Genomic DNA, 22,312 nt, shown 5'->3' with positions numbered 1-22,312 from the left:
ATTACTCCTGCGAAAAAGGAAGATTACGCATAACGCGCATACATGTTCAAGCCATCAACATTCAATCTTGAATTTATATCATTCGAGATCCATGTAAAGTTATCGGAATCTGCGATGGTAAGGATATGAAGTTTTAAGTGAAGAAGCGTTTGATACAGTGAGAGGAGAAATCAAGTCTCTTTTCTTATGTACTGGGTCTAGAAAGGAGTGAATAAGCAATGGAGTGGAAAGGCGATGCAAATGCCAATAAAAAAAGAGAGTCTCAGTTCACTGAGGAACTATCGGAGTCACAATTATCGGCTTTAGAATATGTTACGAATTACGCGCGAACTCGAAAAAGTGAAGCAGTTCAGACCATCCATGAAATTCTTCAAATGTCTAATGTGGATCGGGAAGAGTTTGAAGATGCTGTGGTCAAAATAAAGTCACATGCGAAGATTGCTCTACATTTCCATCCAGATCGACTAGATCCGGTAAAGAAAAGTGTTGCAGAGGCGCTATTGGAGCAAGGCGTGTACAAGAGCCAATTTGAGACCTTGTTATCCAGTGGTAGTGTATCAGCCTATTCTGGTGGTCCACGTGATTTGTGGGAGGAAAGACTATTTGGAGGGGCATACCAACAAGAGGGTGTTTCGAATAGCGAACGCCCTAAATATGGCGCTCTTGATTTGATGCGTCATTCGGATGGGCCAGCTCCGCGCTTTGGCTCCTGCTATTTCCTCCTATCCCCTGAGGTTTCTTATCGTAGTACATACACCTATATGGATTCGCATCAAAACCCTGTACAGAAAGGAACATTTGCAGAATTTGATGATATGATGGCGGCATTACTAGAGGAGATTTTCTTAAGAGATTCCGCTCTAGGGGAAAAAGATCTTCGATCACAAAAATTAGTTGACCATCTTCGGGACAACCTCACAATGCCGTTTTCAGACTCTTCAAAATGTGAAGCTAAACGTAATCTTAACCACTATATTGAAGCGCAAGTTCATGGAAACATCCGTCTAAAGGAAGATGTGGAAATCTTAGTAGCCGATCCTTCATTCAAGGGTACTCCAACAGGGCAAGTCCTGGAGCAAATATGTTTACAGTATGCCATCCAACTCTATTGGCATATGGGATTCGCGATGTGGGTAGACGAAGTGCCTTCAGATTTTAGAGGGCCTACGATGCCTTCCTTGGCTGAGCGTATTGCTCATCACGGTTATATTGATGCGAGCATGATTGGATCTGCTGCTATGCACTTAAAGCATGATCCTGCAGCATGGCGGGACCGAGGAACCGATAAAGAAGTACTTCAAGAATTAAAACTCTTATGGCATGTTTTGGTACGGTACGGAAAGCCGCTCCGAAACTTTAAGTTGTAAGAAGAGTTGGTACGCTTGAAGTTATGGGCATTTAAGTAAACAAACAAATAAATAAATAAGCGAATTTCCCTCCTTATGGGATATTTGATTTGTCATTGATGAGTAGTTTGTATGAATCAATGTTATTTAACTCCTCCTAATAAATATTGGTGGGAGTTTTTTTACATGTGGAAATTTTCTCAATTTGGTAGATTTACAAAATATGGAATATATGCTATCTTATCTATGAAAGCGCATCCAAGAGATGGTATATTGAACTTTTATTTACCATATTTAACATAGGGAGGAAAGGTGGAAATGAAAAATTTGCTCAAGAAGGCAATCACAATGATGCTGGCATTTACTCTGCTACTTGGATTGATGACAGCGCCGCCCGTTCATGCAGACAACGCACTTTTCACAATTGAAAGCGAAAACGCTCAGCTCACCTCCGATCTTCAAGTGACGACCCAAATTTACGGACAGCCCAAACCCGGATACTCTGGAAGCGGATTTGTCTGGATGCAGAATTCCGGTACAATTTCCTTCACAGTGACTGTCCCAGAAACCGGCATGTATACGATCTCCACACGTTATATGCAGGAGCTCAGTGCTGATGGCAGGCTTCAATCTTTAGCCGTTAACGGCGTTACGAAGGGGTCGTATATGCTGCCCTATACGACCACATGGTCGAATTTCGATTTTGGCTATCACAAGCTGAATCAAGGCAGCAACACCATTCAACTGAAGGCTGGCTGGGGTTTCGCTTATTTTGATACCTTCACTGTGGATTATGCCGATCTTGATCCCCTGGATGTGCAACCTGTCCTCAGCGATACTCAAGCGACTCCGGAAACTCAGCTTCTGATGAATTATTTAACGGAGGTTTACGGCAATCATATGATCTCCGGCCAGCAGGAGATTTACGGAGGCGGAAATGACGGCAATTCCGAGCTGGAGTTTGATTGGATTCACAATTTAACGGGAAAGTATCCGGCGATCCGCGGATTTGATCTGATGAATTACAATCCGCTTTACGGCTGGGAGGATGGTACGACCGCCCGGATGATCGATTGGGTGAATAACCGGGGCGGGATCGCGACAAACAGCTGGCATATCACTGTGCCCCGAGATTTCACCGCCTATCAGCTCGGGGAATTTGTAGATTGGAAGAAAGCCACCTACAAGCCGACAGAAACCAATTTTAATACAGCCAATGCGGTAGTTCCAGGTACGAAAGAATACCAATATGTACAACTGGCCATTGGGGATTTGGCGGAGCAACTGCAGATTCTGCAAAATAACAATGTGCCGGTTATCTTCAGACCCTTCCATGAGGCGGAGGGCAACGGCGGATTGAATGGAGAAGGTGCATGGTTCTGGTGGGCTTCGGCAGGCTCGGAGGTATACAAGCAGTTGTGGGATCTGCTCTATACTGAACTTACAGAAACGTACGGTCTGCACAATTTGATCTGGACCTACAACAGCTATGTCTACAGCACTTCTCCCGCATGGTATCCCGGCGATGATCAGGTGGATATTGTAGGCTATGATAAATACAACACGATCTATAACCGCTATGACGGTTTGTCTGGTGTTCCCAATGAGGACGCGATTACCTCGATTTTCTATCAGCTTGTTGATTTAACCGGCGGTAAGAAAATGGTAGCCATGACGGAGAACGACACCGTTCCAAGCGTTCAGAATCTGACAGAGGAAAAATCGGGCTGGCTCTATTTCTTACCGTGGTATGGTGAGCATCTCATGAGTTCCGCCTTTAATTATCCGGCCACCTTAACAACGCTGTACCAAAGCAATTATGTAATCACGCTCGATGAGCTGCCTGATTTGAAGGTTAACAATCCAATTCCAAGTGCGTCTATCACACCTGCGAACGTCGAATTTGATAAAAATGCCTCCAATGAGAATGACAAAGCCATCACCGTGAATTCAAACGGCAATACGTTAACCGCTCTCCGGGCAGGCGCAAATACATTAATAGAGACTCAGGATTATACCTTGAGTGGAAATACGCTGCTGCTCAAAAAAGCATTTCTGGCGACACTGCCGGTTGGCGAGCATTCGATCATCTTTGATTTTAATAAAGGACAAGATCCCGTGTTAAAAGTGAAAATTGTCGATTCCACGCCAAGCGCATCCATTGCGCCCGTGAGCGCTGCATTTGATAAAGCGGCGAATCTAACCCAGGATATTTCCGTAGCCCTTACCTTAAATGGACACCAGCTTGCAAGTATCACAAATGGAAATTCCACACTTTTAGCGAGTCAGGATTATACGGCATCAAGCGCTGCTGTTGTTCTGAAAAAATCCTATCTTTCCACGCTTCCGCTGGGACAGAATACCATAACCTTTCATTTTAATGGAGGAAATAATGCTGTTCTTACAGTGAACGTAACGGATAGCAGTGTTCCAGTACCCACTGGAGATTTGACGGTCCAAGCTTTTAATGGCAACACAAGTGCCTCCACTAACGGGATTTCACCCAAAATCAAAGTAGTCAATACCGGTGATTCAGCGATTCAACTAAGTGATGTGAAGGTCCGGTATTACTATACGATTGATGGCGAGAAAGATCAGAGTTTCTGGATCGACTGGGCCAGCATCGGAAATGCGAATGTAACCGGCAATTTCATTAAGCTGGCGACTCCTGTTGCCAGTGCAGATTATGTTTTGGAAATTGGTTTCACGAGTTCGGCTGGAACACTTAATCCAGGTCAGAGCGCAGAAATTCAAACCCGTTTCTCCAAAAACGACTGGTCCAATTACAACCAGGCTAATGATTATTCGTTCAAGGCATCCAGCAGTCAGTTCATCAACAATGAACAGGTCACCGGGTATATGAATGGTCAGCTTGTGTGGGGGATTGAGCCATAAGCTTTTAATGAAAAAAGGTATCTTTGTGTAAAACAAAGATGCTTTTTTTCATTTTGGGAAGAAGCAGGGAGTGCAATGGGAGAACCATTTCTGAAGTAGCCAGATTGCTCGATGATCAGTTTCTGGAGAAGGAAAAGCTTGAATTGAGCGAGATTACCATCGACTGTGTTGGCTATTTTCAGAAAAGGAGCAAAGGAATTTTTGTTAAAATTAGGGATTTAGCTGCTTGTGTGGAATTTTTGTAGTCAGTCACGATTCTCCTGAGTCGTTCCTATGGTGTGCAATGTCGCATTAATCCGGCTGTAATGTCGCAAAAGTACATGGAAATAGAGTATGAAGATAGATTATACTCGCTTTATTGATCTGATAATGAAAATCATTATCATACATAAGGGGGAGTCAGCATGAAAAGAACAAAGAAGAGGCAAGCAACCGGTAGAAAGGTAGATGCTGCCCAAAAAGCAGGACTATTAATGATATGGATGATGGCGCTGGTACTTGTGCTAACGGCTTGCGGTACTGGAGGGGGAGCAAATGCGGGCACTGCCGCACTGCCATCTGCTTCAGCCGAGCCGTCACCTACATCTGAGACACAGGCTCAGACTGCAGCCTTCCCGGTTACCATCTCGCATATGAAGGGCGAATATACGCTGACTGAGAAGCCGAAGGTCATCGCCGCGCTTGATGTGAAATTCGTCGATCAATTGTTAGCGATAGGCGAGCATCCGGCAGGCAGCGTTGTAGCTGGAGCGAAAGATGCAAAGTTTCCAGAATATTTAAGTGAACAATTGGGTGATGTGAAGGTCCTGGGCACACGCGATGAGCCCAATCTTGAAGCTATTGTAGCGATGAATCCGGATCTTATATTGATGACGGACTTTCAGGAGCAGGTGTATGACAGCGTTAGTAAAATAGCGCCCACAATAGTACTCGACTTCTATGAAGATTGGCGGGATACATCGGCTACCATCGGTATGATAACGGGCAAGCAGGCGGAGGCGAAGGTAGTGCGTCAAGCCTACGAGGACAAAATCGTCGGACTGCGGGAACAGCTGTCGGCGAAGCTGGGTGACGAAACGGTAGCTCTGATTCGCCCAAGACCGGAAGGTATTCGCGTACACGGTCCCGAACATCGGACCGGAAGCATTCTTTATGAGGATTTGGGATTGAATATTCCTGCATTCGTTCAGGAGATCAAAGATGATACCTCCGTTGAAATTTCGATGGAGACCATCGCTGATATCGGAGCAGATCACTATTTCCTGTTATCGGATGAATTGTTTGCCAAAGAGGCAGAGGCAATGGCGAACAGTCCGGTCTGGAAATCTCATGATGCCGTTAAAAATAACCGCGTATACAATGTGAATTCAACGCTCTGGATCGCTTATTATGGGCCAATTGCCCTCAATATTATTGTAGATCAAACCGCGGAAGCGCTGTTGGGATCGCATTAAAATGGACAACTATCTGTCGTCTGCCACCTGGAAGCAAATGGCGGAGGAATACCGTCTGTGGGTAGGTGAACTACCTGAAGGCAACGTTCGTACAATTGCCCTTAGCCAGTTGCACGAAGAAGCTGCATGCCGCGAATATGTAAGCTGGCTTAAAGGTTATATCGGTGCGCCTGATATGCAGGTTGCCGCTTCCATGCTGGCCAAGCGGATCGGTTATCTGTGGATCGCGCCGATGCTGACCGCTATGACCCTTCATAACCGGGAAGTCTCCATCCCGCTGGAGAACTGCTTCCTCTATCATCCGGCTTCCCCAGCTTTTAAAGGGGATACGCGTTTTCCTTTCCTTGCGCTGAACGGGCTTCGAGCGACGGCGGCACCGGAAGACAGGGAAGCGTGGCGAGAAGAGATCGTAGAGGAAATTTTCGCGGAACGTCTTGCGCCGCTGCTGCACACGCTTGCTGCAATTGGTCCCGTCTCCATGGCAGTACTTTGGGAGAATATTATGGTACGCATTGCCCCGTTGTATTCTCCTGGAACAGGTGAATTTGGGCAAGAGAGGCAACGAATGCAAGCCGATTTTGCCTTCCTGACCCGGATAGCTCCCGGACAATTGTTCGGCGCAAGACGCAATCCGTTTACCCGGTTCACAGAGAACAATGACCTGGCTCCGGTTGCAAAAAACAAGCGTATCACCTGCTGTTTTTATTACAGGATGTCGGCGGAATATTGCGGAAAATGTCCGAAAATTGACAATGAGAATGAATCTCAATTAAAATGACAACAGCAACGCACTCACTTATGTTGCGGACGCGCTTTCACTAAAGCATGTAATCCTATTCGAGTGCGCCCGTTTAACAGAGGATGCTATTGTCAGGAGATGAGAGAAATGCCGCTGAAAGAACAGGCAAGTTTATGGAGTGATACAACGATCAAGATGCTTGATGTGCGTAGCGGTACTTTGCCACCCGGCGGCGTTATGAGCGAAACCGGATTAACAGCCAATGTGTTGCTGCTGGCAGGCGGCGGGGAAGGTAGGCTTGTGATGAATGGCGAAATTTGCCATATCCAGGCCTATTTCGCTTGTCACGCAGTCAAGGGATCAGCATTTACTTTGACTGCTGGATCAGAAACCATTCATTATACTGTTATTATATACAAGGCTTTTCCAATGTTGGGGGCTGCCCATGTTCTGTTTCCGCAGCGCAATCACCCATTACGAACTTCATTTGTTCACCGTCCTGTGCTCCTGGCTGAACTGCATCAGACTGCGGAACAAATCGAAGCCAAATGGAGCCGGGGCGAAGGGCTGGAGCGTTTCCATGCGAATGCGCTACTGCAAGGAATGCTTTACGAGCTTATTATGGAGTATGAATGTGGTCAGAAAGGCACAGAGGCGGATATGGTGGATGTTGTCGCTGCCTATATAGCGGGGCATTATCGTCAGGAGCTGGAGCTTAAGGAGCTGGCAGCGCTTGCCGGATGCAGTACAAGACAGTTACAGCGGCGATTCAAACAGGAGAAGTTACTAGGACCGATGGAATATGTAATCCAGCTGCGGATGGAGAGTGCCGAGCGGATGTTGCGTCATACGGATGCTCCCATCGGCGAAATTGCAGAAAAAACGGGCTATCGCGACATGTATTACTTTAGCAGGGCATTTAAGAAATATCATGGAGTTCCCCCGCAGATCTACAGGCGCACTGCCGCTTCAGGGATCGGTGCTCTCTCAGCATATTCTGGGCTGCCGGATCGCCTGGCCTCATCGTACGAGTCGCTGCAAGGCCCGGTAATTTGTCATATGCGAGGCGAATATTGCGTCACCGCTTCTCCGAGGCGTATCGCCGTACTCGACGTTCAATATGCAGACCATTTGCTTGCGCTTGGGATATCTCCGGCAGGGAGTGTAGGAACGGGCAGTGCAGCGTTAAAATTCCCCCAATATATCAGGGAAAGGCTTAAGACAACGGAAATGCTCGGAACTTATGAGTACCCGGACCTGCAAGCTGTCGAACGGCTGCGGCCGGATTTGATTGTCTGTACTGAGGTGCATGCCCAGCATTATGAACGGTTAAACCGGATTGCGCCAACCCTAATGTTTCAACGGAATGAGAGCTGGCAGACGATTTTGAGCCTGTTCGGTGAATTGACGGACAAGCGGACAGAGGTGGAGCGTATTATTGCGGATTACCTGCGCCGAACAGCATTGCTGTCTGAGCAGCTTGCAACGGCGCTGGCGGGTCAGAGCGTGGCCTTGATCCGTCCGCGTGAGTCGCTGGTACGGGTACATACTGCCTCCCATCGCACAGGTGCCGTGCTGTACCGTGATCTTGGTCTGCCTGCTCCGCTATTTGTCGCAGACACTTCCGACACGGCTTATCATATTACAGTTGATAGACTGCCAGCTGTGCATGCCAGCCATTATTTTTTACTTAGTAACGAGATGATGCAGGAGGGGGTATCTGCGACAGAGCAAAGCGTCCGAGGGATGTTGGATTCCGATGAGCGGCCGTATATATACCCGGTAGATGCCGCTACATGGATCGGCTGCTACGGACCGACAGGTATTAATTACATTGTGGATCAGGTAGCCCGTACCTTGCTGGCCTGAGCGGTATCTAAGAGCATCCCCTAATTTCAGGCTATTTTTAGCCTAAACGTGAACAGCTCCTGTGATTATCACAGGAGCTTGTTTGTGCTGCGGATTATTATTTGTTGGGATAGCATTTGGAATTATCTGTCTGACCTAAAATATAGTCGATGCTTACTTTTTAGAAATTAGCTAGCGTAATTAAAACGGCGCTCGGAACATCCAAATTTCCATTTTCATAGCGGGAGTAGGTGGCTTGTGTAATATATAAAAGCTCCTCTATTTGTTGCTGTGTCAGATCTTTGTCTTCGCGTAAATCACGGATTCCTGTGTACAATGCTCATCAGCATAAGGATGAAATCCTTTGAAAACTGCGATATCTACTCATTCTTTTAATTTAACTTTTAGAGTAAGGAGTTTTTTGGTTCGTTCTGTTTAGTAAATAGTCAGTACTCGTCTTATGATAATCTGCTAGCTTAATCAGAATAGCCGTGGGAATATCAACATCACCGCGTTCATAATTACTATAAATCCGCTGGCTGCATTGCAAATACTCTGCCATTTGGGTTTGAGTCAAATCTTTATCTTCACGTAAATCTCGGATACGTTGATACATACTAAACACCTCCAAGGCAAGCATATCTTAGCGAATTATTCGCTATTTATTTTTAGCGATAAATTCGCTAAAATGATTGAAGAGATGATTTGGGAGGGATGACTGGTGAGTCTTTTGGAGGATTTATATTACGGGAAAATCTGTCCAAGTGAACTTTTGTGTTTACGCGATCCCGAGTATATACAGAACTCCAAGCTAATCTCAGAGTTTATGGACATCCTAAAAGCAAAGTTATCTATAGAAGACTTTACTATGATTGAACAAGCCTTGGATCTGAGTGGCATGCAGAACTCTATCTCATCCGCTTCCGCCTATACTCTCGGATTCAGAACGGGGGCTGCTATGATAATAGAAGTATTAGAACATAAGGATGAACTTATACACTCTAAGGGAGAAGCTATGTCTTGAAAAAATAAAGATAGAGCTATTAGAGGGTAGAAATCGAGAAGAGGAGAACAAAAATTGAACAATATCATTCCAAACCGCATATGTTGATAGACGAACTTCTTCAGGCAGAAAGTTGGGGCATTATTCAAGCGAAGTTGGTTCCTGCTATTAAGGAAGCTATCGCTATGGGAGAGGTTGAAAAACTCTCTAAACTTAGGGCTAAGTTTCCATATTCTTTCGAAAATTCATTAAAGCATTTGAAAAAAGCGGAGCGGGAATTCATTCGAAACGGATGACGGAAGTGGGGGAACCTCTTAACATCCGCTGGTTTTATGAAAAAGATAATTTTGACGATCAGTTTTACCGTAGTGAGAAATTAAGCCAGTCGGAGGCGTAGTTGATATACCGATTAGCTCTCTTTCTTCGCTTAGGACGGATAAAAATATCGGTATCGGAAGCAGTGAAAAGGATATCATTGCAGCTATCCCTGAGGCATCCCGCAGCGAAAAGAAAGTAGATGGTGTTGTTAACTATTGGGTGAACGGTACCAAGCTTGACTAAGGATTCTATCATCCTTCCCTTGCCTTTGTCGTCAAAGAAGACAAGGTTGAAAATCTAGAGTTAACCAATTTACTTATTGATCCGAGTGATTCGAGTGAATAAAGAAGGCAGGCTCACATGGCCAGCCTTCTTTATTTAACTTAACAAGTCGACTTCTTTTTGAGACCAGCCGGATGCTCCAATTGCTTCATTGGCTACATAAATTCCCGTTAGAACTGATCCTCCTGTTTCTAAGCTACCCTGGTTGATTACCGGAAGCAGCTTATAGCCTAGGGTCTTTTTTTAGTGTCTATAAAATCGGGGCCTGACCATTATGGGCAGGGCCTTCTTTACGTTATTCCAGACCATTGACAATTATTGTAATGATGGTGTATTTTAAGTGATAAGTAGTAAGTAGTAAGTAGTAAGTAGTAAGTAAATCAAACGCTCACCATACGGAATAAATATCTTCCTGTAAATACGAATTAATGGATAGGGGTGGATGGTTATGATGGATCTTAAATTAGCACCAAGTTTTTCATTGATCGCGCTTAATGCTCAGAGAAGTCTTCAGATGACTACTGTCAAGAAAGTGTCTTTGCGCTGCATGGCAGCAGCGGTTATATTGGAGCTTTACTTAGAGGGATGTTTTACACAATCTGAGAACAAGTTAACTTTGCACAAGGAAGCACTTGATCAATCTCATTCAACACTCTATAGAGAAACTGTTCTACAATCCTTACTTCATAATAGTGCTGAGGTGAAGGGTGACCTAAATTGGTGGTTAAAGAAGGCTTCGAGGAAGTCTAACCATCAATTAAAAAAGTTCGAAACCGCGATTTCAGATGATCTTCAAGCCATGAATTTGCTTGAAGATATACCAAGCCTGATAGGGAGCGATATGTATTTTGATTCTGCTGAAGTTGAAATTAGAGCCTATCGAAGTAATATGGAGGCATACACGAGCATTACAGAGAATATGCGCGCAGAGATTTTGGAAGAGGGCCCAGTTACGGATGAGGTCATTTGTATGCTATGGCTACTTCGTGAATGTGGATGTATGCAAGATTTCTTCTCACTGAACGAATTAGAACAGGTGAATATCAAATTACATGATCTATACCAAAGTAACTTATGGGCAAAGGCATTGTTTCCTATACAAATCCGCCAGGGAGTTGAGTTAGGCATCAAACGTTTTTTAGCATTGAAGACAAAGTTTGCGAAGACCTTTATCGGCAGTAGTCTCAATCTTATCTTCCCTGCCCTAGAGCGATCACGAGCTGTCTTTATAGAAACAGAGTCTTGGTTTGATAATTCTAATCAAAGGTTAGACGCAGTTATTACAAGATTAATGTCCTATGGTCATGAAGTTAAGGTGCTGGAGAGAGGATCAATTGCGACCCTTAAAATTGATAATTTGCTCTACGATGCGATCCCACATTTTGTAATGATGAAAGTGCCAATTCAAGGTGTGCGTCTTATTCCGAAACGCCCGCTGTAAAGGAGTTGGTTATCAATGTCTAGACAACGATCCATGGAGAATATTATGGCGTCAGAATATGTATCGATAGGGGAATTAGTAAGAATCACAAATGCTCGTTATAGTACACTCAAACATTACACAGAAGAAGGCATGCTGCCCTTTGAACAGGCAGAGGAGAACTTAACACGCAGATATAAAAGAGAAGAAACCGTCGCGCGCATTCTTTGGATCAAAGAAATGAAAGCAAACGGTTTATCTATCCCACAAATTAAAGAAGCTTTAGGAATGAATTAAATTTCTCTTCACCTTGCAGTCAAATCTAAACCTAACTCCGCGGGAGCTTCCCCCCATACTGCGCGCGCAATTGCTGCAATTTATCCAGCTTGCTTAGACTACTGTCCCTGTTCGCTAATCCCACTCCAAGGATCAGATTCTCAATAATATAGGTGGGGCCAACCATGGAGTGGAACTCCCAAACCTCACCTCTCCCGGCATAAAGCACGATATCTGCATCTTGCGATCGCGGGTAGACGAGTCTATCTGTGATCAGGATGACCTGGTAATTTACTTCACGTGCATGGTTCAGTATGACTTCAATCTCAGGCAGTATTTGCACAAATCCAAAGACAAGCAAGACATCTTGTTTGTCAGCATGCATTAAGGTCTCTAGCAGCTCATGGCCGCTGGGGGCCATTTTTTTCATTTGAAGACCAAAACGCGCCATTCGATAGATCATTAGCTCTGCTAATCCGGCGCAAGGGCCAGGGCTGTATACATAAATAATCCGAGCTGTTGATATTGCATCTACTGCACGCTTTAGTACATCGTCACTTAAATAGCGGCGTGTTTCTTGCAAATGATGTGAACAATTGTCCAGCAGCAGTTGAGGGAGTGAGGTATCGTCTGATCGCTGCATGGCATCACGCATTTTTACAGAAGGTGTGGATTCAAAGCGGAAACGGAGCCGGTTTTTAAAATCTTTGGCATGTTTATACCCCGCAGCTTTCCAGAACCGTGAAACGGAGGCAATGCTCAAATGCAGCTCGTCTGCCATTTCTTGTTCGGTCATATAGACCACACGTTGCTCATTTTTCTGAATAAAGTCGGCAATTATCCGTTGATTAGGCGAAAAAGCGCGATGGTTCCAATCTTTATACAATCTCTCAATCCTCCTATGATGATGCGATAGATAGAATATAACGTGCGAATATGTTGTAAATATTTTTACAACGTTAAAAATATTGAAAAAAATATTACTCTCATTTAACAAATGAAAAAAGCTGTGATGACATGGCCTTCTTATAATGAAGATAAATTCTTATTGGGAGGCCAAATATTTCATGAGCACGATAAAAACGCGTTACACACTGACTCAGTCACAAAAAATGATGATTTTTGTACTGTCGATGTCGCTTTACGGGTTGTCCAATATGTTTACCGAGCTAGTGCCTGGGATCAAACTGGGCCCGATTGAATTATCCATTGAATATTTCGCCTTCATTCCTTTGACATTATGTATGTTGTTTCACCCCTTATATGCGGCGGTCGGAGCAGCTGTTGGTGAGGTAATCTTCGGGGAATTGATGTTAGGCCAATTTGGAGGTTTAGGGGAGCTGGAGAAATTCATTACCTTCTCACTGGCGATGTATACCGCAGGCCGCATGGTATCTGATCCGAAGAATCGTAGACAGGTTGGAGTGGCTGCGATTACCGGCGTGGCGATTCACCAGTTTTTTAGCTCCGTTATAGATATTGTGAAGGTATGGGTAGGGGTAGAAGAGCTAGAGGCTGTTAAAGGGCTGGCTGAAAGCATCGTTGTAATTGAGGGAGTAGGGTTCCTGAATGATGTACTCTTCTCCGGCATTTTGTTCGCGCTAATTCCTACTATGTATCTGGTTCCGCGTTTATATGGAAAAATTGAACCATTGCTTGGCATGAAGCCGCGTGAGCGGAATATGAAATATGCAACAGGAGCGTGGCTATCTCCTAAGCTGGTCATTGCCGGAACCTTTCTAGTGATGGTAGCGGTGGGGTCAGAATTGTTATCGGAATCGGGCTGGAACTTCGGTGATTTTGAGCTTGCAGGAGCGGAATCGAATGAAAAGACCTTGATTTGGCTCAGTATGTTGGTAGCGGCTGTTGTAGCGGCAACGGCGATTATTACACTGCTTCGGCGTTCGACACGAAAAAGACAGGAAGCGGGTCAAGCAGATGCGTAATACAATTCTTGAATTGAACAAAATTAACTTTACGTATCCGGGAGCTGAACAACCAGTACTGCAAGACGTAGACTTACGACTGGGAGAAGGAGATTTTATTGCGATCATCGGCAGTAATGGCTCCGGAAAATCTACTCTCTGCAAATGCTTTAACGGCTTAATTCCTCATTATTACACGGGTGATTTCAATGGAGAGGTGACAGTTTGCGGCCAATCTGCGGATGGAAAAAGTGTAGCAGAGCTGTCCAAACGTATCGGTTATGTTTATCAGGATTTCGAGAATCAATTGGTAAGGCCGACGGTGCTTGATGATGTGTCTTTTACACCTCTGAATTATGGGTTTACGGATTACAAGGAACGGGGAGAGCGTGCGCTGGCGTTAACCGGACTTAGTGATTTGAGGCATGAATTTATTTGGCAGTTAAGTGGTGGGCAAAAACACCTGCTCGCTCTGGCCGGAGCCCTAGCTATGGATCCGGAAATTCTGGTTATCGACGAACCCGTAGCCCAGCTGGATCCGCAGCATGCACGTCATATCTATGATATTTTGCAGCGTTTGAATGAAGAGCATGGAAAGACCATTGTAGTGATTGAGCATCATGCGGAATTTATTGCGGATTATTGTAAAAATGTTGTCCTGATGGATCAGGGTAAAATGCGCTGGCAGAAGCCTGTGCGTGAAGCTTTGTCATCTGTAGAAGAATTGCTAGAGCTGGGCATTTACCCACCGGATGTGACCCGGGCGGCTTGGCTGCTACAGCCTGATGATCAGAAGTCAAAGCTGCTTCCCTTAAATGCTGAGGAAGGCAGTACCCGCATGATGCTTCGTCAGGATGCTAATGTGGAGACACTTCCAATCGGACGAATTCAAGAGCAGCTCCCCATAGCAGCAAAAGAAGAAAGTTCTATCGTTCAGCTGGAGAATGTCCACCTCTCTTATCGTACGATTCATAAGGTGCCGCATCCTGTACTGAATGGAATTCAGCTAGAACTGCGGCAGGGAGAGTCCATTGCTCTTATTGGCAACAACGGAGCAGGTAAATCTTCATTAATGAAGCTGATTGCTGGTATTGTCAGACCTATAGCTGGAACCGTAAAGGTTAAAGAAATGACGGTGAACGGGCTGCCGCCTGAACGTCTCTCCGGTACGGTAGCTTATGTATTCCAGAATCCGGAGGAAATGTTTATCGAGGATTCTGTGCGTAAGGAAATCGCTTATTATCTGAAGGCGCGGAAACTACCAGATACGGATGAAAGAGTGGATGAGATGCTAAAGGCGTTTCGCTTAAGCGAGCTGGCTGAACGGGATGCCCGACTGTTAAGTGGAGGGCAGCAGCGCCGGGTATCCTTGGCGATTGGTGCCGCGGTTAGGCCCGCCATCATGCTGCTTGATGAACCGACAGCTAATCTGGACATTTCGACCAAACAAGAAATGGTACATGTGCTGGAGACGCTTCGTAATCATGTGAAGACGGTCGTCATCGCAACTCATGATATGCAGCTTGTCTCAGAATGGGCCAGCAGAATAATTGTAATGCATCAAGGGCGGATAATCGCGGATGGGACGAAGGATGAAATTTTCGCTGACGGCCTTCTTTTACGGCGTGCGGGTCTGGCTCAGACCCAATTGATGGAGCTAAGTCGTATGCTCGGTCTCCCTAGAATTTGCAGTAGCTTAGAAGAGTTTGTGAGTTTAGTGGAAAAGAAGGAGGTAGCTGCAATCCATGGAAGCCGTTAAACGGGCACTTGACCGTATATCTGTAGAACAAATCAAATTGGAGTTACTCGGGACCGCATATAACAGCAGCAGCACTTTTCTGGGCAGGCTGGACCCGCGAACCCTGCTGCTCTGGTATCTCTTTTTTGCCATCGTGCCTTGGTTTGTACATAACCGGACAATCCTGTTAGGGATGTTCGTGCTTATGGTTTTAACGACCGTCCTCTCCCGGGTCAGCCCTTATATTATTTTTATATTATGTCTCGGCTTAATCAGCCAGATTGGCTGGATGTTTATATTGTCGCTCTTTTTCGGCGGGGGGATTGAATCCTTGCTGCCTATGCTGACACTGACGCTTAAGCTTTCGGTGATTTCGCTGGCAAGTATTACGGTTTTCTCAAGTCTTGATCCGGAACGACTTAGTGACGGCTTACTATCTTTAGGAATCCCTGATACCTTTGCGTTCAGCTTATCTTATGGCTATCGTATTTTGCCTACTTTACTGGAGGAATTCCATCAAATTCTACTTTCCTTTAGATTGAGAGGGCAACGACCGCTTCAACATGGAATTTTCTACTGGCGAACAATAACGTATTATTTGCGAATCGTCATTCTGGCATTTTACCCGCTCATGTTGAACACAGCTAAACGTTCTCGAACAACGATTGAAGCTCTTGAGACTCGGGGATTTAGCTACGGGCTTAATAATAAGAAAGTGAAGAAGATCAAGTTATCTTATTTGAAAATGAAGCGGTCCGACTGGTACTTTTTATCCGGATCCATTGCTTATGTCATCTTGATATTCTGTATTGGTTATCTCTACCCTGAACTGGTGTATTAACATAACTTACAAGCTCAAAGGAGACGAATTAGACATGATGAATATTGATCTGCATACCCATGGTAAATTATCTAAGAAATCTACGTTTTCCCCCGAATATTTTGCGGAGATGATGTTCGAAGCCAAGGCAAATGGATTACAGGCTGTAGCATTGACCGAGCATTTTAATACTTCTAATTTCTTTGCGATGTATGATGCGCTGGATCAGACTTATCCCTATAACGGGCATTATTACGATGTGAACGGACTTAAACTGTTTCCAGGCATGGAAGTGGATATCGCGGAGACAGGTCACATCCTGTTGATCGGACTGAAGGAGAATGTTCTAGCTGTCCGCGCTTTACTAGATGAACATACACAGGAGGGGAATTTCATACCTTTTAAGCAGTTGCTTGATATGGCCGACGAACATAATCTTTGGAAAATCGGAGCCCACCCCTTCCGAACTTCTACGCCTTTACATCAACTGGATCCGGCATTGCTTCAGCGATTAGACGCTTTTGATTTCAACGCTAAGGATATTTACATGCAGGGGGTGGAGACTTATAAAAACTTGATCACGCCCTTTGCTGAGAAGCTGGGTATGCCTGTGATTGCTGGCAGTGACAGTCATCAGTGTTTGCAGTATGGCAGTGTTGTGAATCGACTGCAAGACTCCTGCTCAACTGTGGAAGAATTGAAGGAAGCTATCAAACAAGGGAACTATGAAATAGAGGTTTCTCCGTGTCTTCATACCAAAGTAAAAGCTTCGGTAATGATGAAAAAACTATTGAAGCAGTTAATTGGCGAAGCCCCCTCCAGAGATGAAGCGGAGTTAGGATATATGGCGTAGAAAGTAGAAGAGGGTTGTTCCATAAGCCATGAAATGATGAAATGGCTACTGGGACAACCCTTTTTGTTGTTCGCTGGATTTCATTACTTTTGCATGTACAAAGATAACTATCGGACACAGATGACTCTAAACGCAGTTTTATTCCAGATTTGGGATGCTAACGGACCGCATAGTCACTAATGGCACGAAAAACACCATATATGAACCTCTTTCAACGGAATAACGGCTCTGGAGTCCGAAACTCTGCTCAGAAGGCTGGGAATTTGCCAATAACGTCATCTGGGTCCTCAAATCTTAGAATGTATGAATTATCGTTTGTCTTTCGAATCTTTATTGCTGACTCGGGTGGGTCTGGTCACCCAATTCGTGCGATTCATCGGTTTTACAGTATCAATTCTTGAATTGGAAGGTTCCTTCGAAGGTTCTGTGGATTCAGTTTCAGTAGAAGCTGTACCCTCTTGATCTACGGTTTTTTTTCTCGATAGTCCTGTACCATCATGTTTGCCTCTGTTCCATACTCTTCCCTTACTCATACATACACTCCATTTCTATACGCTTATTTATAAACCATATCATATAAGGACAAGTTAAGGAAGAAAGACATAGCACAGATCGAAGAATTTTTCAAGTTATAAAGGTTACTGGAGATTTCATTTTATGGTGGCTATAATAGTACTGATATTGAAAGGAGAGTACTTATATTATGGCAATCAAGATCATAACAGACAGCGGTTCAGACCTGCCCCTTGACTACATGGAGAAGTATAATGTTTCCGTGATCCACCTACCGGTTCATTTTGGGCATGAGTTAATGCCGGCAGATACGGACACGAAAAGCTTTTATGCTCAAATGCGCGAATCCAAGGAGCTGCCTACCACAGCTAGTCCAAGTCCCAACGAATTCCTTGAGAAGTTCAAGCAAGTGGAGGAGGGAACTGACATTATGGTCATTTGTATGTCCTCTAATATTAGTAGCACTTATCAGACGGCTATGATTGCTATGGAAATGTATAAGGATGAAGGACATACCAATGCAATAGAGGTTATAGATTCCAAAAACTTCTCAGGCGGGCTGTCATTGATTGTCGGCCTGGCGGCGCAGTGGTCCTTAACTTGTTCAAGCTTGCAAGAGCTCAAGGAAAAGGTACTTCAGCAGATAGAGGAAGTTAACGCTTATTTTACGCTGGACACTCTGGAGAATGTAATGAAGGGCGGACGTCTAAGTCGGCTCTCGGGAGCCGTAGCGTCTGTACTCAATATAAAGTTGCTGCTCAAAATCAGCGAAGAAGGCACTGTCGAAGTAGTGGAGAAGACCCGGGGTCTTCCAAAAGCACTGAATCGTCTGCTTGCGCATTTGGATGAGAAGCAGCATGATTACGAGAAAGCGGTTATCGCTATTGTACACAGTAATTGTGAGAAGCTGGCACTCGAGATTAAAGAACGCATTTTACTAAAGCATCCCTTCAAAGAAGTCTTACTCTCAAGCATGGGTCCGGTAATGGGAACCTATGCTGGGGAAGGCGGAATTGGCGTAGCTTTTTAAAGTAGTGATCCTCACAATCCAGACAAATTACGATCGTACATGGGACGGTTTCCCGTGTGCGATTTTTATTTTATTCCTATGTGATAATTTAGCTATTCTTTAGATTGTGTTTAGGCTCTGTTAATAATCACAGAATATAGTTAGATGGGGGGATTATCATGTATACAATATTGATCGCTGATGATGAAGCAGAAATTGTGGAATTGCTAAGATTATATTTAGAGAAAGAGTACAACATTTTGGAAGCGAACAGTGGAACTGAAGCCTTAACGCAGGTGCAGAACCATAAGGTTGATTTGGCAATACTAGATATTATGATGCCGGGTCTGGATGGACTGCAATTATTGAAAAAGATCCGCGAGGTGCATCATTTTCCAGTGTTATTTTTATCCGCCAAAAGTGAACATCATGACAAGATTCTGGGTCTTGAACTAGGAGCCGACGATTATATTTCGAAACCGTTTAATCCATTAGAAATAGTAGCCCGTGTTGGAGCACTGCTGCGGCGTGTACATCATTTCGATGCGCAAGTCGTTGAGGAAAAAGAAGCTGAGCAGATCGTATTAGGTGAATTAATGCTGGATCAAAGCCAGTGTCTGCTCTATCGATCAGGTGAACCTGTGGTGCTTACTTCTACCGAGTACAAAATTTTGGAACTAATGATGAAGCAGCCTGGACGAGTCTTTACACGCAAAAAAATATATGAGGCCGTGTGGGAAGATTTCTATGTGTACGAAGATAATAGTATCATGGTACATATCAGCAATATCCGGGAAAAAATTGAGGAAGACTCCAAAAAGCCAGTATATTTAAAGACTATTAGAGGGCTGGGATACAAAATTGAAGCGCCTATGGAGCAATAGAGATCAACGACCTTTACAATCATCGCTGACGCTGGATTTTTTGTTGTTTATCTGTATTTTGTTTTTTCTTGTGATTGTATATTATTTGTTTATTAATCTTGATGTGACCCATATTTTCGAAAAAAATAAAATCGCTGATCCTGATTTGAAGGTGGAAGCTAGTGCTTATCGAGAAAATCTGGAGCATGGGGTAGAAACCAAACGTCTTCTGCGTAGCGGGGGATGGATCGAGGTCTTGGATCAAGACATGAAGGTCACCAAGGTTGTTGGAGAAAAAAAAGACGGTGTAACCCAATATACCAGTAACCAGCTTTTAAAAAGTTTGGAAAATGGAGAAGATCAAGCTTACTTTTACTCGTTGACCACGCTAAATGCTCAGAGCGAATCGGAGTGGCTGCTGCTGAAGCTGCCGCGGGAAGCTATCACCATCACCATTAATAGTGATCCCTTCGTGGCCTACTTTAATCATTCGCTTTCATACTACGTCTTTTTGGGTGTGGTAATGATTCTTTTGCTAATTATCGTGTACAGCTATTGGGTAGCGCGGCGAATCAGGAAGCCACTGCGTATCATCACGCTTGGGTTGAAGCAGATGATTCAGGGGAATTATGATACTCGAATCGCTTTATATGCAGAGAAGGAATTTTCGCAAATTGGAGAGACTTTTAATTATATGGCAGATGTAATTGAAAAGACGACCAAAGAAAAACGCCAGGCAGAGGAAAGTAAGAAACGGATGATGGTTGATCTGTCCCATGATCTGAAGACGCCGATAACGAGTATACAGGGCTTTGCACAGGCGCTTGTGGAAGGTAGAGGCGAGGATGAAGAGCGCCAAAAAAGATATCTAAGCTATATTTATAATAAATCCTCACAAGTTACTAAGCTGATTCAGAACATGCTGGAGCTGTTAAAGATAGATTCACCGGATTTCTTGCTACGAATGGAGCGTCAAGAACTGGGCGAATTTATTCGTGAAATCATTGCAGATACCTACGGAGAGATTGAACAAAAGAACTTTGTTTTGCATCTAAATGTTCCCGAAGAGGATGTGTTCTTGAACTTTGATGCGGAGCTGCTCTCGAGTGTGGTTCATAATTTGATCACCAATGCACTGATCTATAATCCTCCAGGTACACATTTGCGTGTGGAGGTGATCCCTTTGGAGAAAGAAGTCACGATTGAAATCGCTGATACTGGAGTGGGTATTCCAGAAGAGCTGTGGTCCACAATGTTTGATCCGTTTGTTCGGGGAGATAAAGCGCGGACAGCTTCGGGAGGAACAGGGCTAGGTCTCTCGATAGCTATGAAAAATACAGAGAAAATGGGTGGTACACTTCATCTCAGTCGCCGAAAGAAGGAACCTACGGTATTCGCCATCCGGATTCCGAAATAACGAGCTGGAAGACATCCAAATCAGAAGACGGGAGAGAAACTATGGCTAAACTGAACAATTTCATCAGAGTTTGTCTAGCGATCCTTTTAGTGTTAGGCATTGTATTTTTAGGCTCACGCGTAGATTTTTTATTCACACCGATCCTGTCTTTGTTCAGTGTCATTATAGTGCCTTTAATGCTGGCGGGTTTCTTTTATTACCTGCTGCGGCCACTGATCGATACCTTGGAGAAATATAAGCTGAATCGTTCTTTGGCGATTATCATCGTATATGTAGTTATTTTAGTGCTTCTGTTTGCTTTTATTATCGGCGTTTGGCCTTCACTTCGCACACAATTAGTTAATTTCGTCGATAATATGCCAAATCTCATTGCCTCCTTGAATCAACAGCTATTGAAACTAGAAGATAATGAATTTCTGTCTGCGTTGATCCCTGCTGATGCGAATCCAGCCTCCACATTGACGGACTATTTGAATAAAGGGTTTACGCTGTTAACGAATTACGTTTCAGGACTGTTCTCTTTTGTTTCGAATTTTGCGATCATTTTATTCACCTTTCCGATTATGTTATTCTACATGCTTAAGGAAGGTGGGAAATTCGGACGTAAGATTGTAAGTTTCTTCCCAAAGAAGTATCGTGAAGAAGGAACTACAATGATGACTGAAATCGACAGTGCGCTTAGTGGCTTTATCGTGGGCCGGGTGCTTGTTAATTTAGCCTTAGGCGTTCTGATGTATATTGGTTTCCTTATTATCGGCCTGCAATATGCATTGCTGTTGACTGTAATCGCAGTTGTGATGAACTTCGTGCCTTTTATTGGTGCGATACTGTCTAGTATCCCTATTTTCATCATCGGATTCATTCAATCGCCGTCTATAGCCGTCTGGTCCATCATCATTGTTCTGGTAGCGCAGCAGATACAGGATAATTTAATCGCTCCCTACATCTTTGGGAAAAAGCTCGATATTCATCCACTGACAACGATTATCCTGGTATTGGTTGGCGGGGATTTAGGCGGGATCATAGCGATATTGCTGATTATTCCGCTGTATATGATTGTTAAAATCGTCTTGACCAAGGCCTATTATTTGTTTGTCAAGCAACGACGGGTAGAGATAGAGGTAGAGGAGAGTCCTGATATCTCTTAAGGTAATAAAACATTATGGAGGGATTTCTATGAATGAAGGAACGGAGCAAGGACTAATTCATATTTCAGATGATGTGGTGACTTCGATCGTCGGGCAAGTGGTTCTGGACACACCGGGTATTGCCGGCATGTCAGGAAGCAGTATCTCGGACAACTGGGCTAAACGTCTAAGCGGTAAAAATGTAAAAAAAGGAATGTCCGTTGAAGTAAAAGAAGTGGATGTTGCCATCGATCTTCAGGTCATAGTTAATTACGGATGTGTGATTCAAGAGGTCTGCTATATGCTACAGCAAAATGTAAGAAATGCTGTTGAAAATATGATGGGACTGTCTCTAGTTTCCGTAAATGTTAAGGTTGAGAAGGTCGCTCTGCCATTCTAAGAATAGCCCATTTAATAGGCACCGTAATCTAGGCTTCTGCATAGAATGGAGCAAATCCATTTACGG

Annotated in this window: 22 protein-coding genes; 18 read left to right on the top strand and 4 right to left on the bottom strand. The window is 44.2% G+C overall.

Features of this window, described 5'->3' with window-relative positions:
- The first annotated feature begins 218 nt into the window (after positions 1 to 218).
- From NSQ50_RS18845 to NSQ50_RS18825, 5 genes are all read left to right on the top strand, one after another.
- Positions 219 to 1,367, top strand: coding sequence for a DUF3626 domain-containing protein (locus NSQ50_RS18845; protein ID WP_076100329.1), 1,149 nt, complete (start codon positions 219 to 221; stop codon positions 1,365 to 1,367).
- A 297-nt stretch (positions 1,368 to 1,664) separates the two neighbouring features.
- Positions 1,665 to 4,241 (top strand): glycosyl hydrolase, encoded by a 2,577-nt coding sequence (locus tag NSQ50_RS18840; RefSeq protein ID WP_076223170.1) that lies wholly within the window; start codon positions 1,665 to 1,667, stop codon positions 4,239 to 4,241.
- Positions 4,242 to 4,645: 404 nt separating this feature from the next.
- Positions 4,646 to 5,695 (top strand): ABC transporter substrate-binding protein, encoded by a 1,050-nt coding sequence (locus NSQ50_RS18835; protein WP_038572027.1) that lies wholly within the window; start codon positions 4,646 to 4,648, stop codon positions 5,693 to 5,695.
- A gap of 1 nt (position 5,696) precedes the next feature.
- On the top strand, positions 5,697 to 6,473 hold the full coding sequence (locus NSQ50_RS18830; RefSeq protein WP_076100332.1) for an IucA/IucC family C-terminal-domain containing protein: 777 nt from the start codon (positions 5,697 to 5,699) through the stop codon (positions 6,471 to 6,473).
- 108 nt (positions 6,474 to 6,581) lie between these two features.
- A complete protein-coding gene (locus NSQ50_RS18825; RefSeq protein ID WP_076100334.1) occupies positions 6,582 to 8,303 on the top strand; it encodes a helix-turn-helix domain-containing protein in 1,722 nt (573 codons plus the stop codon).
- 160 nt (positions 8,304 to 8,463) lie between these two features.
- Here the strand turns inward: NSQ50_RS18825 and NSQ50_RS18820 are convergent, their stop codons facing one another.
- Together NSQ50_RS18820 and NSQ50_RS18815 are read right to left on the bottom strand one after the other, a co-directional pair.
- Positions 8,464 to 8,619: a helix-turn-helix domain-containing protein gene (locus NSQ50_RS18820; protein WP_076100336.1), complete on the bottom strand. Its 156-nt coding sequence runs from the start codon at positions 8,617 to 8,619 to the stop codon at positions 8,464 to 8,466.
- Positions 8,620 to 8,679: 60 nt separating this feature from the next.
- Positions 8,680 to 8,898 carry a helix-turn-helix domain-containing protein gene (locus NSQ50_RS18815; RefSeq protein WP_076100339.1) on the bottom strand — a complete coding sequence of 73 codons (219 nt, stop codon included), beginning with the start codon at positions 8,896 to 8,898 and terminating at the stop codon, positions 8,680 to 8,682.
- 105 nt (positions 8,899 to 9,003) lie between these two features.
- Between NSQ50_RS18815 and NSQ50_RS18810 the strand changes: the two genes are divergently transcribed.
- From NSQ50_RS18810 to NSQ50_RS18795, 4 genes are all read left to right on the top strand, one after another.
- Positions 9,004 to 9,306, top strand: a complete 303-nt coding sequence (locus NSQ50_RS18810; protein WP_076100341.1) for a DUF6809 family protein — start codon at positions 9,004 to 9,006, stop codon at positions 9,304 to 9,306.
- 80 nt (positions 9,307 to 9,386) lie between these two features.
- Positions 9,387 to 9,581 (top strand): hypothetical protein, encoded by a 195-nt coding sequence (locus NSQ50_RS18805; RefSeq protein ID WP_076100343.1) that lies wholly within the window; start codon positions 9,387 to 9,389, stop codon positions 9,579 to 9,581.
- 752 nt (positions 9,582 to 10,333) lie between these two features.
- On the top strand, positions 10,334 to 11,326 hold the full coding sequence (locus NSQ50_RS18800; protein ID WP_076100345.1) for a hypothetical protein: 993 nt from the start codon (positions 10,334 to 10,336) through the stop codon (positions 11,324 to 11,326).
- Between the two features lie 15 nt (positions 11,327 to 11,341).
- Positions 11,342 to 11,602 (top strand): helix-turn-helix domain-containing protein, encoded by a 261-nt coding sequence (locus NSQ50_RS18795; RefSeq protein ID WP_036688642.1) that lies wholly within the window; start codon positions 11,342 to 11,344, stop codon positions 11,600 to 11,602.
- A gap of 31 nt (positions 11,603 to 11,633) precedes the next feature.
- Here the strand turns inward: NSQ50_RS18795 and NSQ50_RS18790 are convergent, their stop codons facing one another.
- Positions 11,634 to 12,467, bottom strand: a complete 834-nt coding sequence (locus NSQ50_RS18790; RefSeq protein WP_036688639.1) for a MurR/RpiR family transcriptional regulator — start codon at positions 12,465 to 12,467, stop codon at positions 11,634 to 11,636.
- A 181-nt stretch (positions 12,468 to 12,648) separates the two neighbouring features.
- On the opposite strand from NSQ50_RS18790, the gene NSQ50_RS18785 reads away from it, so the two are divergent.
- Genes NSQ50_RS18785 through NSQ50_RS18770 form a run of 4 tightly spaced genes read left to right on the top strand, consistent with a single transcriptional unit; the run spans position 12,649 to position 16,917 of the window.
- A complete protein-coding gene (locus NSQ50_RS18785; protein WP_076100347.1) occupies positions 12,649 to 13,527 on the top strand; it encodes a cell division protein FtsQ in 879 nt (292 codons plus the stop codon).
- A 13-nt stretch (positions 13,528 to 13,540) separates the two neighbouring features.
- Positions 13,541 to 15,265 (top strand): ABC transporter ATP-binding protein, encoded by a 1,725-nt coding sequence (locus NSQ50_RS18780; protein ID WP_445670417.1) that lies wholly within the window; start codon positions 13,541 to 13,543, stop codon positions 15,263 to 15,265.
- A complete protein-coding gene (locus tag NSQ50_RS18775; RefSeq protein WP_038572018.1) occupies positions 15,252 to 16,085 on the top strand; it encodes an energy-coupling factor transporter transmembrane component T family protein in 834 nt (277 codons plus the stop codon). The genes NSQ50_RS18780 and NSQ50_RS18775 overlap by 14 nt, the downstream gene beginning before the upstream one ends.
- A 34-nt stretch (positions 16,086 to 16,119) precedes the next feature.
- Positions 16,120 to 16,917 (top strand): PHP domain-containing protein, encoded by a 798-nt coding sequence (locus NSQ50_RS18770; RefSeq protein ID WP_306068376.1) that lies wholly within the window; start codon positions 16,120 to 16,122, stop codon positions 16,915 to 16,917.
- Between the two features lie 308 nt (positions 16,918 to 17,225).
- Here the strand turns inward: NSQ50_RS18770 and NSQ50_RS18765 are convergent, their stop codons facing one another.
- Positions 17,226 to 17,450 carry a hypothetical protein gene (locus NSQ50_RS18765; protein ID WP_076100352.1) on the bottom strand — a complete coding sequence of 75 codons (225 nt, stop codon included), beginning with the start codon at positions 17,448 to 17,450 and terminating at the stop codon, positions 17,226 to 17,228.
- Between the two features lie 170 nt (positions 17,451 to 17,620).
- Between NSQ50_RS18765 and NSQ50_RS18760 the strand changes: the two genes are divergently transcribed.
- The 5 genes from NSQ50_RS18760 (at position 17,621) to NSQ50_RS18740 (ending at position 22,246) form a co-directional block, all read left to right on the top strand.
- Positions 17,621 to 18,460, top strand: a complete 840-nt coding sequence (locus NSQ50_RS18760; RefSeq protein ID WP_036688632.1) for a DegV family protein — start codon at positions 17,621 to 17,623, stop codon at positions 18,458 to 18,460.
- Positions 18,461 to 18,615: 155 nt separating this feature from the next.
- Complete coding sequence (locus tag NSQ50_RS18755) at positions 18,616 to 19,323, top strand: response regulator transcription factor (RefSeq protein ID WP_170914177.1); 708 nt, start codon at positions 18,616 to 18,618, stop codon at positions 19,321 to 19,323.
- The gene (locus NSQ50_RS18750) at positions 19,301 to 20,719 is read left to right on the top strand and encodes a sensor histidine kinase (protein WP_076223176.1); all 1,419 of its coding nucleotides are present in this window, start codon (positions 19,301 to 19,303) and stop codon (positions 20,717 to 20,719) included. The genes NSQ50_RS18755 and NSQ50_RS18750 overlap by 23 nt, the downstream gene beginning before the upstream one ends.
- A gap of 41 nt (positions 20,720 to 20,760) precedes the next feature.
- Positions 20,761 to 21,867, top strand: coding sequence for an AI-2E family transporter (locus tag NSQ50_RS18745; protein ID WP_036688627.1), 1,107 nt, complete (start codon positions 20,761 to 20,763; stop codon positions 21,865 to 21,867).
- 28 nt (positions 21,868 to 21,895) lie between these two features.
- Positions 21,896 to 22,246: an Asp23/Gls24 family envelope stress response protein gene (locus NSQ50_RS18740; protein ID WP_036688625.1), complete on the top strand. Its 351-nt coding sequence runs from the start codon at positions 21,896 to 21,898 to the stop codon at positions 22,244 to 22,246.
- Positions 22,247 to 22,312 lie beyond the last annotated feature (66 nt).

The organism is Paenibacillus sp. FSL R10-2788, assembly GCF_038003885.1.
Lineage (GTDB): Bacteria > Bacillota > Bacilli > Paenibacillales > Paenibacillaceae > Paenibacillus_AQ > Paenibacillus_AQ odorifer.
Note: the sequence above shows the minus strand (reverse complement) of the source record. Positions and strands in the feature narration are given on the sequence as shown.

Excerpts from the sequence above, each read along its gene's own strand:
- NSQ50_RS18740 (WP_036688625.1), top strand. The coding sequence starts at position 21,896 with ATGAATGAAGGAACGGAGCAAGGACTAATTCATATTTCAGATGATGTG.
- NSQ50_RS18770 (WP_306068376.1), top strand. The coding sequence starts at position 16,120 with ATGATGAATATTGATCTGCATACCCATGGTAAATTATCTAAGAAATCT.
- NSQ50_RS18795 (WP_036688642.1), top strand. The coding sequence starts at position 11,342 with ATGTCTAGACAACGATCCATGGAGAATATTATGGCGTCAGAATATGTA.
- NSQ50_RS18805 (WP_076100343.1), top strand. The coding sequence starts at position 9,387 with ATGTTGATAGACGAACTTCTTCAGGCAGAAAGTTGGGGCATTATTCAA.
- NSQ50_RS18775 (WP_038572018.1), top strand. The coding sequence starts at position 15,252 with ATGGAAGCCGTTAAACGGGCACTTGACCGTATATCTGTAGAACAAATC.
- NSQ50_RS18845 (WP_076100329.1), top strand. The coding sequence starts at position 219 with ATGGAGTGGAAAGGCGATGCAAATGCCAATAAAAAAAGAGAGTCTCAG.
- NSQ50_RS18830 (WP_076100332.1), top strand. The coding sequence starts at position 5,697 with ATGGACAACTATCTGTCGTCTGCCACCTGGAAGCAAATGGCGGAGGAA.
- NSQ50_RS18825 (WP_076100334.1), top strand. The coding sequence starts at position 6,582 with ATGCCGCTGAAAGAACAGGCAAGTTTATGGAGTGATACAACGATCAAG.
- NSQ50_RS18760 (WP_036688632.1), top strand. The coding sequence starts at position 17,621 with ATGGCAATCAAGATCATAACAGACAGCGGTTCAGACCTGCCCCTTGAC.
- NSQ50_RS18800 (WP_076100345.1), top strand. The coding sequence starts at position 10,334 with ATGATGGATCTTAAATTAGCACCAAGTTTTTCATTGATCGCGCTTAAT.
- NSQ50_RS18745 (WP_036688627.1), top strand. The coding sequence starts at position 20,761 with ATGGCTAAACTGAACAATTTCATCAGAGTTTGTCTAGCGATCCTTTTA.
- NSQ50_RS18835 (WP_038572027.1), top strand. The coding sequence starts at position 4,646 with ATGAAAAGAACAAAGAAGAGGCAAGCAACCGGTAGAAAGGTAGATGCT.
- NSQ50_RS18840 (WP_076223170.1), top strand. The coding sequence starts at position 1,665 with ATGAAAAATTTGCTCAAGAAGGCAATCACAATGATGCTGGCATTTACT.
- NSQ50_RS18785 (WP_076100347.1), top strand. The coding sequence starts at position 12,649 with ATGAGCACGATAAAAACGCGTTACACACTGACTCAGTCACAAAAAATG.
- NSQ50_RS18765 (WP_076100352.1), bottom strand. The coding sequence starts at position 17,450 with ATGAGTAAGGGAAGAGTATGGAACAGAGGCAAACATGATGGTACAGGA.
- NSQ50_RS18815 (WP_076100339.1), bottom strand. The coding sequence starts at position 8,898 with ATGTATCAACGTATCCGAGATTTACGTGAAGATAAAGATTTGACTCAA.